Source organism: Ruminococcus sp. AF17-22AC (assembly GCF_003460065.1).
Classification (GTDB): Bacteria; Bacillota; Clostridia; order Lachnospirales; family Lachnospiraceae; genus Blautia_A.
Genome location: NZ_QRXT01000001.1, coordinates 100,337 through 114,244, shown reverse-complemented (window position 1 = coordinate 114,244; position 13,908 = coordinate 100,337). Strand labels below are relative to the sequence as shown.

Below are 13,908 nucleotides of genomic sequence, written 5' to 3'. Positions count from 1 at the left end.
TTATTCTTCAATATTTACCGCCTCCTCATCTTCGGATTCCGGTTTTTTCATAATCTGTATGTCAAACGGGTCTACATGGATACTGACTTCCGTTCCTACCGGAAACATATCTGTGCTGTGTACCAGCCACTCGTAATTATTCGCCATGACCTCCATCTCATAATGGACGCCCTTGAAGATCATATGTGTGACAACACCATCAATACTTCCCTGTCCCGGTTTCAAAAGATCAATATCTTCCGGACGGATGACTACATCAACCGGTTTGTTCTGACCGAATCCTTCATCCACGCACGGGAAATTAACGCCAAGTATCTTGACCAGACGATCCTGCACCATAGTCGCGGAGATGATATTACTTTCTCCGATGAAATCTGCAACAAAAGCGTTTTCCGGTTCGTTATAGATTTTTTCCGGGGTACCGATTTGCTGGATGTATCCCTGGTTCATGACCACAATCGTATCAGACATAGTAAGCGCCTCTTCCTGATCATGTGTAACGTACAGAAATGTGATTCCAAGCTCATTTTTAAGCCTGATCAGCTCATACTGCATATCCTGCCGAAGTTTCAGATCAAGTGCTCCAAGCGGCTCATCAAGAAGCAGCACTTTCGGCTCATTTACAATAGCTCTTGCAATCGCAATACGCTGCTGGCCTCCGCTCAAAGAATCCGGCATACGATTTTCGAATCCGTCCAGATTGACAAGCTTCAGCGCATATTTAATCTTGTCATAAATATACTGCTTGCTTTTATTTTTTATCTTTAATCCAAAGGCAATATTATCTGCAATATTCATATGAGTGAATAATGCATATTTCTGAAATACGGTATTAAGCTGACGTTTATTAGGCGGAAGATTCGTAATGTCCTGTCCATCAAAGATCACACGTCCCTTATCAGGTGTCTCAAATCCGCCTAAAATACGAAGTGTAGTTGTTTTTCCGCATCCACTCGGCCCAAGAAGCGTCAGGAATTCGTTTTCTCTGATGTACAGATTCAACTCATCCAGGACGGTCTGCATTCCATAAGATTTAGAAATGTCGATCAAGTCGATCAGCTTATTGCTCATTGGCTGTTCCTCCCTAAAAATCCCCTCTTTTGTAAAAAAACATATGAATAGTAGCTTTACTTTTGTATCACAAAAATCTCCTGATTTCAATATGTTTTATGATATTTAACATAAAGTTATCATGGATGAAGCCAGCTACTGTGTATTTTTGCCAGAAGTCTTGCATTATGATATGCCATTTTTAATGTCAGGCATGTCCTTCCAAGATATTTTCTACCGTCTTCTGTCTTTACACAGGCAAGTGCAAGATCAGCGTTTGCAGGATTCTGCAGACACACCGGTACCAGAAACTGAATGCTGTGATTATAATATTGCGGAACAGCCGTACGATAATCTGCTTCCAGCATATGTTTCGTCTGGCGAAGTGCTCCATCAAAAATCTGTACCTTCATCCCGCTGTTGCGGATACATTCCGGAAGCCGCATATTGTTTTCTGCCTCTTCAAAGATATGCTCGTACTGCGGAAGAATATCCAAGGTTGTATCAAAGACAAGTTCCGCGGGATCTTTGACATATTCCGCCCGCTTCGGAAGACTGACAATTCCTGATTTCAGTAAATAATACTCCGTATAAAATCCCTCCAGATACCATCTCTGCCTGTCCGGGACGAGATTCGGGATAAAATATGCATATACCGGCTGATAATATCGGTTAAATAATCCGGTATTAAAAATCGCATATTCAGCTGTTTCCAGTATTTTTCCTTCTTCATAAACTCTCTGAAAAGTGTGTTCCAGATATCCTTTCAGTATGCCATTATCATCTGCACCGTCAAAACTCCATTTCTCCGGAACGACCCGGGAAAGATTTTGTATCTGCCGGTTATAATTTCCGCAGTACGTATAATCAAACAAATTCAATTCATCTACCTCCTGCACCATAAAATTAACTACTTATATAAATATTGTATTTGGGAAATCATCCGACAGAACCGCCGGTATAGAATATACATTAAAAATAGCACAGATCCACCCAAAGTGCAATTTCGAGTTTTGGCGAATCCTGTCTTCCATTGCAGATGGCGACATGTTATAATAAAAAACTGAAATAAGCACTTTCCGACAGGAATGCGAAGCTTACAGGCAAGTTGCTTATGTATTTTATTTTTCATCAAGGAGGCAACTATCTAATGACAAAAGAAGAATTTCGAAAGCTGACTGAACAAACGCTTATTCTGGACGGGGCAACCGGATCCAATCTGATGGCGAGCGGTATGCCTCGAGGTATCTGCACAGAGACATGGGTCATTGATCATAAAGATATCATTCAGAATCTGCAGCGTGCTTATATAAAGGCCGGCAGTCAGGTGATTTATGCTCCGACATTTGGCGGAAATCGTCTTAACCTCGAAAAACATGGTCTCGCTGACCGTATTGAAGAAATCAACCGTACACTTGTAGGTTATTCTAAGGAACTTGCCGGAAACGGTGTCTATGTAGCCGGTGATATTACAACCTCCGGTTCCTTTATCACAGCAGATGGTGATTATACCTACGCAGAGGCTTTTGATATGTATCAGGAGCAGATTCGTATTCTGGCTGATTCCGGCATCGACCTGATTGCAGCAGAAACCATGATTAACATCGAAGAAACTCTTGCAGCCGTGGACGCTGCTGCTTCTGTCTGCGATCTTCCGATCATGTGCACCATGACTGTTGAAGCTGACGGAAGTATCTTCAGTGGCGGAAATGCAATTGAAGCAGCCATTTCTCTGGAAGCCGCCGGTGCAGATGCAGTCGGTATTAACTGCTCTGTCGGACCAGATCAGCTTGTATCTGTCGTTCGAAACATCCAGGAGAATGTATCAATTCCGGTTATTGCCAAACCAAACGCAGGTATGCCGGTCATCGACGACAGCGGCAATGCAGTCTACAGCATGCATGCTGAGGACTTCGCCTGCCACATGAAGGTTCTGGTTGAAAACGGAGCTTCCGTAGTCGGTGGATGCTGCGGCACCACTCCTGCATTCATCAAGGCTCTGCACGATGCGATAAGATAAGCCTCACATTTAAAGGGCATTGCTTCATGGTTGTACGATCACCCGTGAAACAATGCCCTGGTTTTTTATATTATTTTACTTTTATTGCCTTCTCCGGGCACATTTCCTGGCAGCAGAAACACCGGATACATTTCCTGTAATCGTAAACTGGTGGATTTTCTCTGCCCTTTCGGAAATCCACAGCCTTATCCGGTACAGGACAGCTCTTTACGCAAATTCCGCAACGAATGCATCGCTCCGGCTCAATGTACGGTTTCTTCTGGAAAATATTCAGCGCTTTTGCAAGCCGCTCCCACATACCCGAACGCGCCACACGCCGATCTACATCAAAATACGGATTTCCATACTGGGCAACAGCATCTTCCATACTGATCATTCCGGCAGGAGTCATGATCTCTATCTCTTCTTTTTTCCAGGTACCAAGTCCCATCTTTTCGCCATGATAATTGGTCGGTACCATTTCCGGCTTAAGATGTATCAGGTTACAAAACACACTGTCCAGTGCTACAGGGTCCTGCGACATCAACATCACATTCATTGGTGCCGGATCTCCGGAACCTGGTCCGTTCCCTTCCATCGCAACAATGCCATCCATAATATAAAGCCTTGGCTTTACATACTGATTCAGATCGACAAGCATTCTCGCAAAACTATCTGCACTCGGATAAAGGGTATGTCCTTTCGCCTTATGGAATCCATAGATAAAGCCATAACTGTTTTTTACTGCGCCGGTAATTCTCTCCAACGCATGCGTCTTCATCTTGCAAAGAGAAATCACACAGTCTTTTTCCAGAAGTTCTTTCGGCAGGATAAATTCTTTTGTCTGAATCCCCTCCGGATATTCTACACGTATTCCCTTCGAATAATCAATTGCCGTAATCCCATACTTTTCCAGATACCTGTCGATTCCGGTACCATGAATCACTCTGGTTGTCGTACCATTACCACAGGAATCAGCAAGTGAAAGATCCTGATATCCCTTTTCTCTCATCAATCTGGCAAACATACCGACTACAGACGGATGCGTGATGACTGCTTTGTCAACTTCTGCTTTTTTGAGCAGATTGGGTTTCAGCAGAATAGACTCTTCTTTCTTTACAATCTTCTCAATTCCGCCCAGAAGCTCCAGGCCGATTTCAAGATTCTCATAAACAATTTCTTCCCTGTATGAACTACAGGGAAGAAGAATTACTTTACTTTTTTTATTCATTATTATCCTCATTTACTTCCGGTGCAGATACTCCACTAAGATCTGTTTCCCGAATTGCTTTACGGACAGGAAGTACGCACGCCGGTACAACTGAAAGAAAATCAACTCCCATTTCAAGGAATTTACCGGTAAGAGCTGTATCCGCAGCAAGCTCCCCACAAATTCCAACGCGCTTTCCTTCTTTATGTGCTGATTCCACCACCATTCGCACCATACGAAGGACGGCCGGATGATGGTCATTGTACTTGTCCTTCAAAAGCGGATTCTGACGGTCCATCGCCAGCGTATACTGTGTAAGATCATTCGTTCCGATGCTCAGAAAATCTACTCTGATTGCAAGTTCACGGCTGATCATAACTGCTGCCGGTGTCTCGATCATGATTCCTGTCATGATATCCTTAAATGGAATATCTTTCTCGCGCAGGCCTTCCTTCACTTCCCCGATAATCATCTCAATCTCATCCATTTCTTCTTCGGAATCGATCATTGGAAACATCATCGCGAGATTGCCGTAAGCACTGGCACGATAGATTGCGCGAAGCTGTGCCTTAAACATTCTTCTTCGATCCAGACAGAGACGGATTCCGCGGTTACCCATGATCGGATTGGTCTCCTGCGGAATGTCCAGATAAGGTGCCTGCTTATCTGCGCCAAGATCTGCAGTACGAATCACAGCCAGCCGTTCTCCCATCGTCTCAGCCACTTTCTTATACGCACGGAACAACTCGTTTTCTCTCGGATAATTCTCACGACCGAGGTACTGGAATTCACTTCGAAGAAGTCCGATACCCTTCGCACCGTAATAAAGCACGCTGCTCAGGTCACTCATGTTGCCGATATTTGCATAAAGTCCGATCTTTCTTCCATCTTTTGTCTCATCCTTCTGGGCTTTTAATTCAAGAAGAGCCTCTCGCTCCCTGTGGTCTGCCTCGAGGCGAATTTCATATTCCCGTCGGATCTCCGCATCCGGATTCAGATAAAATGTGCCGGTATATCCGTCTACAATTGCAGTCATTCCATCCCACTCATCATCAGCGGCAATGTCAACCAGCGTCGGGATTTCCATTGTCTTCGCCATGATCGATGCATGCGAAACGGTAGAACCATGGTGCATGACCACTGCGAGAAGTTTATCTTTATCCATTTCCATGATTTCCGTCGGAGACAGCGCCTCCGCCACAAGGATCACCGGCTCATCCCCGAGGTTGATGCGGATTGCCGCACCACCAAGGATCTGAATCAGGCGATTGGAAATCTCCTGCATATCGTTGATTCGTCTGCGAATGACCGGTTCTTCCAGATTACGGAATGTCTCAACAAGCTCATCTCTATTGATCATAACTGCATAAGCAGCATTCACCTTTTCATGGGCAATGCTGCTTTCGATTGCATTCTGATAACTTTCTGATTCCAGAAGTTTGATCTGTCTTAAGAAAACATGTGCCTCCTGCTCATTGAGGAGCCGGCTGGCTTCATACAGTTCGTGTAATTTATGAACTGCCTGAAGCCTTGCTTCCTGAAAATCGCTGATTTCTTTTTTAATGTTGCTGACCAGACACTGACGTATCTGGTACTCCCCTCTGCTGTAATACAGTACTTTGCCGATGGCTATTCCTGAAAAGGTAGCAATACCTTTATAGATTTCCATCCTGCTTCCCCCTTGTTCTTATCAGTCGCAGGCTGCCTTAAATTCTGTCCAGTTCTTATTGTAAGCTTCTTCTGCTTCTGCGCTGATATTTTCTACTGCGGAACCTTCTGTTACAGAATCCGGTACAACGAGATTCTGGTTTTCCAGAAGTGAATCTGCTGCTTTATTTGTACAGTAGTATCCAATGTAATCAAAGCATTTTGCTGCATTTTCCGGCTGAAGGATGTAATCCATAAACTGATATGCTTCATCCTTATCCGGTGCTTCACTCGGAATGAACATACCCATTACACCAAATCCAAGACCCTCTTCCGGATATACGACCTTAAGGTCCGGGTTTTCCTGAAGGGCTGCAGTTACCTGTGATGTATAAAGGAATGCCACACTTGCTTCTCCATTAAGGAGAGAATCCTGTGTATTGTCATCCTGGATCAGACGAACATTCGGAGCAAGCTCGAGAAGTTTTTTGCCTGTTTTTGCAATATCATCCAGGTTCTGATCGTTGAAATCCTGACCAAGCGCCAAATTTGTAATACCATTGATAACACGATAGTTTGCTGTCAGTGCAATGCTGTCCTCAAGAGATTCATCCCAGAGATCTCTATAACCTTTGATGTCAATGTCTACCATATCCGGATCATAAACGATCAGCGGAATTCCTGCGCCGTACGGAGCGGTATATTCATCATTCGGATCATAGAACTGGCCCTGATACAATGGATTGATGTTGTCCCATCCGGATAATTTGGAAGTATCAAGTTTTTCTACAAGTCCTTCCTGGATTGCTGTTTCGATAATATAGTCATCTGCAACAACGACGTCATAATCTCCGCCTTTTGCCATGGAAAGCTTCTCCAGCATGTTTTCATCTGTATCAAAGTTGGAATATACCACTTTTATTCCAGTTTCTTCTTCGAAGCCATCCAGTACTTCCTGCGGAAACATGTTTTCCCATGTGTAAAGTACCAGTTCCTTGGAATCTGCGCTTACAGATACGCTGAATGCAGGAACTACCATTGCTGCACATAATGCACATACTAACAATTTTTTCATATTCGTCTCTCCTCTTCTAGTCTTTCTTGTCTCTAGATAACCTCTTTACAAAGTCCAGACATGTTCAGTATAACTTACTTTGCCCTTATTGAAAAGAGTTTATTAGCTGTTTTTGTTGTTTCCCTTTGTCACCTTGCCTATCATTGTATAAACGAATAAAATCAGAACCGTAAAGACAAGCATGATTGTACATAGGGCATTTACCTCCGGTGTAACTCCTGTCTTGATCTGCGTATACACTTTAATCGGCAGAGTTGCCAGACGTGGTCCGTTAATAAAAATGCTGATTACGACATCATCCATGGACATAGCAAATGCCAGAAGTGATCCGGACATAACTGCCGGCATAATAAGCGGAAGAATGATGTCCCAGAAAGCCCGAAACGGTCCGGCTCCAAGATCTCTGGCCGCCTCTTCAAGCGAAGGATCCATACCCGCAAGTCTTGCCTTGACCTCCATCAGAATATACGGCACACAGAATACCGTATGGCCGATCAACAGTGTCAGCATACCAAACGGCAGATTCATCATATAGAAAAATGCCATCAGGACCATACCGAGAATGATTTCCGGAATCATGAGCGGAAGAATGGAAATATATTCCAAAATGCCTTTTGTTTTCCAGTGGATTCTGGAAAGGCCGACCGCACCCAGAGTTCCGATCACTGCGGAGACAAAGCAGCTTATCACACCAAGGAATAAACTGTTGCCCAGTGCTTCCAGCATCGCATCATCATGAATCAGTTCCTGATACCATTTCAGTGAAAATCCGGTAAATCTTACAGGGAATTTTGATTCATTAAATGAAAATACAATGACGACCGCGATCGGCAGATACATCAGTACAAAAATTAGACCCAGATAAAATCCGGAGAGTTTTGAATTTTTCTTTTTCATCCCACACCCTCCAATTCTTTTGCATTTGTTATTTTACGATACAACATGATCATAAGAGTTGTCAGAACCATCAGAACAACTGCCAGTGCTGCTGCAAACGGCCAGTTATTTCCTTTTGTCATCTGCTCCTGAATCAGACTTCCGACAAGGACGATTTTGTTGCCTCCGAGGATATCTGCAATAAAAAACAGTCCCATGGACGGAATAAATGTCAGGATCACCCCGGATAAAAGCCCCGGAAGTGTCAGTTTAAAAGACACCGTCCAAAAAGCCTTCATCGGACTTGCGCCGAGATCTCTTGCTGCTTCTACAAGTGACCAGTCCAGTTTCTCTGCACTCGAGTATACAGAAAGGATCATAAACGGCAAAAGTACATAAGTCATACCGATTACGATTGCGGGATAACTGTACAAGATCCTCAGAGGCTTTTCAATCAGTCCCAGACTTTTTAATACGTGATTTAAAAGTCCTTTTGTCTGCAGGATTATCATCCATCCATAAAGACGTATCAGTGAATTTACCCAGAACGGCAGCATCAGAAAGATCATCGCACGTTTTTTCCATTTATCAGACAGCTTTGCCATAAAATATCCAAACGGATAACCGAGCAGACAAATGATGAGTGTACTGGTTACCGCCAGCTGAAAGGATCCTGTAAATGTCTTCATATATACCGGATCAAGGATTTTACGATAATTATCAAGGGTAAAAATCCATTCTACACCATGTCCTGCCTTCGGCTGTGCAAAACTTAAGGCAACCATATAAAGCAGAGGACCCGCAACAAAGATCAGCGTAAAAATATACAGTGGCAGGATCATCCAGACAGAGCCGGATTTCTGTTTTTTCATACTTCTGCCCCTCTTTCTGCTTCGTCCGGAAGATCAACCAGAACCGCATTTTCTGCTGCAAAGGAACAGGTTACTTTCTGTCCCGGCTCCACACCTGCATCAATGCCATGTCTGTTTGCAACAACTTCTGTTCCGTCTGCAAGTTTCAGTACCACACGAAGAAGACCACCTGCAAAACTTTTTTCAATAACTTCTGCCGGAAGGCCCTCTCCGCAGTTTTCATCAAAGATCAGATTTTCGCTTCGAACAGCCAGAGTAACTGGCTTACCCACCTTAAGTTCTCTGCCTTCAGATACAACAAGAACGCTGCCTCCGGCAATGGCAATCTTAAGGTCTGCACCTTCTCTTCCTTCCACTGTACCTTTCAGGATATTGGCATTTCCAACGAATGTCGCTACATAGCTCGTTTGGGGATGATTATAAATCTCATCCGGTGTTCCGATCTGCTCGAAAGTACCCTGATTCATAACTGCGATACGATCAGACATATTGATGGCCTCTTCCTGATCATGCGTGATATAGATAAAAGTAATACCAAGTTTTTTCTGTAATTTCTTCAGTTCAAGCTGCATGGCACGGCGAAGCTGGAGATCCAGAGCACCAAGAGGTTCATCGAGAAGAAGGACCTTCGGATTATTGACCAGTGCTCTTGCGATTGCCACACGCTGTCTCTGTCCTCCAGATAGCTCGGACGGCTTTCTTTTCTCAAATCCCGGAAGCTGCACGAGATCCAACATCTCCGATACACGTTTCTTAATCTCCGCTTTCGGTGTTTTTTTCAGTTTCAGTCCATATCCGATATTGTCTGCAACTGTCATATGCGGAAAGAGTGCATAATTCTGAAATACTGTATTGACATCACGCGCCTCCGGTGCCAGGCCGGTCACATCTCTGCCATCAAGGAATACTCTCCCGGAATCCGGTGTTTCAAGTCCTGCTATAATACGCAGTGTTGTCGTCTTTCCGCAGCCGGAAGATCCAAGGAGCGTGATAAACTCTCCTTTATCAATCGAAAGACTGATCTCCTTCAATACGGTCTCTTCTTTTGAAAACGACTTTTTTATCTCTTTTAATTCCAAACATTTTTCTGTCATTTTTCTTCTGTCTGTCCTCCTGCTGTTTTTCTTATTATATTAATCAGCCTTTTTCTCTGTGATTTTCTTTACATATTGTATGTAGCTGTCTTTATCAAAAAACGGTGTGTAGCTGTCTTTGATTTCTTTTGCCTTTTCTCCGCCATTTCGAAGGAGCTTATATGCAGTCAGTGCCAGAAGCTTCGCCGGCAAAATATAAGCTTTTTCCGGATCGGTGATCTTAAAGTCAGCCCCGTGTAGTTTACCTTCAAATCCTTTAAAAGTAAAATTAACGATCGGAAGAAGGTGACTCAGATCCCCTACATCGGTACAGGCATTATTGAAATCGCCTTTTTGTACTGTGCGATAATCGAGTCCCAGATCATTTGCCGCCTCAATCAGCGCTTCATCTGCCTCACGAGGAAGAATCGGCATATAGCCTTGAAGGACTTCTCTTTCTATTTTCCCACCAAAAGCATAGGCTGAGCCGGCATACGCACGGTTTACCATCTCCATAACCTGCTCGATCCGCTCCAATGATGCCGCACGTACCTTCGTCTCAATGACTGCCTCATCCGGCACACTGTTGATCACATCGCCTGCCTTACGGATCACATTGTGAAGTCTCACATGATCTTCCTCCCGGAAAGTCTCTCTCATCAGCCCCATCATCTGGATTGCACTGGTCGTGATGCTTAAGGCATTTACTCCATTCCACGGATCAATCGCCCCATGTGCTGCCTTTCCCCGTACTGTCACTTGCTCTGCCGTATAGCCGTTGCATGGAGGATTTCCAAGGTAAAAATCTTCTTTTACCGGGACCATATGCACATGTGTCGTAAGTGCAATATCTGTATCATCAAATACCCCTGTTCGGATCATCTCACTCTTACCACAACAAAATTCGATTCCTTTTTCTTTCAGGCGGGTACGCTTATCTGCATCAATATATTCTTCTGCCGGAACCGCAAGAAAATTCACATTGCCATCCAGCTCTTCCTGTATTTCCGGATCAGCCATTGCAATCGCGCAGCCGATCATCGCTGCCATCTGTGCATGGTGTCCGCAGGCATGAGCAACCCCGGTCTGTCTGTCAGCCATCGGATGAGAATGGCATCCGATCGCATCCAGCTCGCCAATCACAGTCAGCGTCGGACCGTCTTTTCGCCTCGTCTCACCTTTTACCCCGGTAAAGGCAAGGTTCTCTGTCAATTTATAACCGAGAGATTTCAAAAACTCTGCCGTTTTTCCGGCCGTCCGTACTTCTTCAAACCCTGGCTCCGGATGTGCAGCAATATCCTCTGCAAATGCAATAATCTGTTCTCTGTGCGCATCTATTCGTTCGAGAATACATTTCTCGGTTTCATCTATCATTCAACTCATCTCCCTCTGTAGATGCTTCTCATTTCGCAACGCTTTTATGAGTTAATACGTTATATAAATAATATATTCATATTCTCCTATCATAACATAAATTTTACTCATTGCAAGCACTGAAAAAAATGCATGCCCACTGAAAAACTTTTTCTTGCAATTTTGCTGAAATACGGTATAATATATTTTGTGTCTAAACATAAGCTGAAATAGCTCAGTTGGTAGAGCACTTCACTCGTAATGAAGGGGTCGTGGGTTCGAGTCCCATTTTCAGCTTTATTTTTTTTCCAAAAACAGCCGCCAGTTTCAAACTGACGGCTGTTTTATTATACTGCAATATCTTTTTTTATGTTCTTTTTCGCTGTTGTTTTTTGGGCTGTTGTTGTCTTTTTTGCCGGTATTTTCTTCGCAGCAACCTTCTTTGCGGCTGCTTTCTTTGTGCTGTCTTTCTTCGCGGCTGCTTTTCGGGTTGTTTTCTTTGCTGTTTCCGGCTTCTTCGCAGCTACTGCAAGCTTCTCTGGTTTCTTTCCCGGTGTGCAGGAAAATACAGCTACACCAAGTGCCGGGATCTTAAATGTAACAGAATACTCTCTCTCATCGCACTCTGCCTGCTTGCAGGTCTTTGCACGCAGATTAACGATTCCCTGTCCGCCATATTCTTTGCGGTCACTGTTGAAGATTTCTTTATATTTTCCATAGAAAGGAACTCCCACCTGATAATTTTCATATGGAACTGCCGCAAAGTTGCAAACTGCCAGAAGTGTTTCATCCGGGTTTTCCGTCTTACGAAGGAATGTCAGGACATTTTCTTCATATTTCATAAGCTGGATCCATTCAAATCCCTCATAATCACCATCCATCTGATACATAGCCGGCTGTGAAACGTACAGTTCATTCAGATCATGAATAAATTTCTGAAGTTCTTCCGGTGCTTCTTTATCCGGTGCCATCATCTTACATCCCGGATGAAGCATCATATAAGAATATGCCGCACGGATCTGACTCATCTTTTGCGCATTATCCCCAGGAAGTTTCGCCATAAAGCTTTCCTGGTCGCCGGTCTGGCGGCTTCCAAGTGGAAGCACAAAGTGCTCACAGTACGTGTACAGCATAGACAATGTCAGCTGGTCATGGACATACTGGCGCTCAATCGGATCTTTGGACAGATAATTCAGGAAATCTCCTGCCCAGTTGTTGTTCCATTTATAAGAAAAACCAATATTATCATCCTCCACGCTTCCTGTCAGTTCTGACCAGAGACCGTCCTCCTGCGCGATAGTCATCGTTCCCGGCAGTTTTTTCTGCAGTATGGAATTCAGATGTTTCAGAAATTCTACTGCTTCAAGATTTTCATTTGTTCCGTAGATATTCGGTCTCCACTGTCCATATTCTCTGCCAAAATCAAGATACAGCATAGAATCGACATCGTCCAGTCTCAGACCATCTGCATGATAAAATTCCATCCAGTAAAACGCATTGGAAAGAAGGAAATCCTTAACCATAGGGCTGTCAAAATTAAATAACAGAGTTCCCCACATCGGATGAATTGCCATGGACGGATCTGGATTTTCATAAAGCGGTGTACCGTCAAAAAGTTCGAGTCCACCTTCCTCACGTGGGAAGTGTGACGGTGTCCAGTCCAGAATTACACCGATATTCTCTTTGTGAAGTGCATTGACAAGCTGCTGAAAATCTTCCGGCATTCCGAACCGACGATCCGGTGCATAGTAAGCAAAGGTGCTGTACTCTCCGGAATCCTCATTCAGATATTCCATCACCGGATGAAGTTCCACATGGGTATATTTCAGTTTTTTTACATAATCGACCAGTTCCTGCGCATTTTCCCAGGCGGTCAGGCTTGTCTCATAAATAGATACCGGCTGATGACGGTCTTTATATTTCTCACGTGCATCCATCCACGTAGCATCATCCCACACATAATTACGCAGGTCTTTGACAACAGATGCAGATGCCGGCGGGAGTTCCGTACATACTGCATACGGATCCGATTTCAGTTGGATCGTACCACCTTTTAGTTTCATTTCGTATTTATAAACTGCACCATCCCCAACTCCGGGAATAAACAGCTCGTAGATTCCTGACATCGGCATACGGTGCATCATATGGCATCTGCCATCCCAGTTATTAAAGTCTCCGACTACACTGACACGAAGTGCATTCGGTGCCCATACAGCAAAGCTGGTTCCTGTCACTCCGTCTATCTCTTTCGGATGCGCTCCCAGTTTTTCATATGCATGGTAATACACACCGGCACAGAAAGCCTTTTCTTCGTCCTCGGTAATCTGTACAGGAAATGCATATGGATCTGCCACCGTACGGACTTCTTTGCTTTTCGTGATACGGTACTGGTATGACGGAATCTTGCGCATAGGAAGCATTACTGCAAAATATCCCGCCTCATCCTGTTTTTCCATCGTGTAAGTCTTTGTATCTACAAGTACTTCCACACTGTCTGCATCCGGAAAGAATCCCTGTACCAATACTCCATCGGCTGTCATTCGCGGTGCCATCAGATCACGCGGTGCTGCCTCTTCCCCGTAAACAACCGCTTCAATCTCCGGCCAATCCATATATTTATATACTTTGCTTTCCATAAAGTCCCTCCTGTCTCTATTTCATCAGGATTTTCTCCTGAATTGCAATCCTCTGTTTTAGTTTAGCATTTTTTTTGTAAAAAATAAAGAAAAGAACGAAATTAGTTTGACAAAACA

At 44.0% G+C, this 13,908-nt stretch carries 11 protein-coding genes and 1 tRNA gene; 2 read left to right on the top strand and 10 right to left on the bottom strand.

Going from position 1 to position 13,908, the window contains the following annotated elements; translation table 11 throughout:
• The gene (locus DWW86_RS00595) at positions 1-1,071 is read right to left on the bottom strand and encodes an ABC transporter ATP-binding protein (RefSeq protein WP_117941964.1); all 1,071 of its coding nucleotides are present in this window, start codon (positions 1,069-1,071) and stop codon (positions 1-3) included.
• A gap of 119 nt (positions 1,072-1,190) precedes the next feature.
• Positions 1,191-1,931 carry a DUF3825 domain-containing protein gene (locus tag DWW86_RS00590; protein ID WP_072521339.1) on the bottom strand — a complete coding sequence of 247 codons (741 nt, stop codon included), beginning with the start codon at positions 1,929-1,931 and terminating at the stop codon, positions 1,191-1,193.
• Positions 1,932-2,200: 269 nt separating this feature from the next.
• On the opposite strand from DWW86_RS00590, the gene DWW86_RS00585 reads away from it, so the two are divergent.
• Positions 2,201-3,070 (top strand): homocysteine S-methyltransferase family protein, encoded by an 870-nt coding sequence (locus DWW86_RS00585; protein WP_072521340.1) that lies wholly within the window; start codon positions 2,201-2,203, stop codon positions 3,068-3,070.
• A 70-nt stretch (positions 3,071-3,140) separates the two neighbouring features.
• Here the strand turns inward: DWW86_RS00585 and DWW86_RS00580 are convergent, their stop codons facing one another.
• The 7 genes from DWW86_RS00580 to DWW86_RS00550 all read right to left on the bottom strand — a co-directional run bounded on the left by DWW86_RS00580 (position 3,141) and on the right by DWW86_RS00550 (position 11,176).
• Positions 3,141-4,280 carry a DUF362 domain-containing protein gene (locus DWW86_RS00580; RefSeq protein ID WP_117941963.1) on the bottom strand — a complete coding sequence of 380 codons (1,140 nt, stop codon included), beginning with the start codon at positions 4,278-4,280 and terminating at the stop codon, positions 3,141-3,143.
• Positions 4,273-5,928 carry a phosphoenolpyruvate--protein phosphotransferase gene (ptsP, locus tag DWW86_RS00575; protein WP_072521342.1) on the bottom strand — a complete coding sequence of 552 codons (1,656 nt, stop codon included), beginning with the start codon at positions 5,926-5,928 and terminating at the stop codon, positions 4,273-4,275. The genes DWW86_RS00580 and ptsP overlap by 8 nt, the downstream gene beginning before the upstream one ends.
• Before the next feature lie 21 nt (positions 5,929-5,949).
• The gene (locus DWW86_RS00570; protein WP_117941962.1) at positions 5,950-6,981 is read right to left on the bottom strand and encodes a polyamine ABC transporter substrate-binding protein; all 1,032 of its coding nucleotides are present in this window, start codon (positions 6,979-6,981) and stop codon (positions 5,950-5,952) included.
• 102 nt (positions 6,982-7,083) lie between these two features.
• A complete protein-coding gene (locus DWW86_RS00565; protein WP_117941961.1) occupies positions 7,084-7,878 on the bottom strand; it encodes an ABC transporter permease in 795 nt (264 codons plus the stop codon).
• Positions 7,875-8,729 carry an ABC transporter permease gene (locus DWW86_RS00560; RefSeq protein WP_072521345.1) on the bottom strand — a complete coding sequence of 285 codons (855 nt, stop codon included), beginning with the start codon at positions 8,727-8,729 and terminating at the stop codon, positions 7,875-7,877. Before DWW86_RS00560 ends, DWW86_RS00565 begins: the two co-directional genes overlap by 4 nt.
• Positions 8,726-9,823, bottom strand: coding sequence for an ABC transporter ATP-binding protein (locus DWW86_RS00555; protein ID WP_072521346.1), 1,098 nt, complete (start codon positions 9,821-9,823; stop codon positions 8,726-8,728). The genes DWW86_RS00560 and DWW86_RS00555 overlap by 4 nt, the downstream gene beginning before the upstream one ends.
• Before the next feature lie 39 nt (positions 9,824-9,862).
• Positions 9,863-11,176, bottom strand: a complete 1,314-nt coding sequence (locus DWW86_RS00550) for an amidohydrolase (RefSeq protein WP_117941960.1) — start codon at positions 11,174-11,176, stop codon at positions 9,863-9,865.
• Between the two features lie 203 nt (positions 11,177-11,379).
• On the opposite strand from DWW86_RS00550, the gene DWW86_RS00545 reads away from it, so the two are divergent.
• Positions 11,380-11,452, top strand: a tRNA-Thr gene (locus tag DWW86_RS00545).
• 50 nt (positions 11,453-11,502) lie between these two features.
• Here the strand turns inward: DWW86_RS00545 and glgB are convergent.
• Positions 11,503-13,791, bottom strand: a complete 2,289-nt coding sequence (glgB, locus tag DWW86_RS00540; protein WP_117941959.1) for a 1,4-alpha-glucan branching enzyme — start codon at positions 13,789-13,791, stop codon at positions 11,503-11,505.
• Positions 13,792-13,908: the final 117 nt, after the last annotated feature.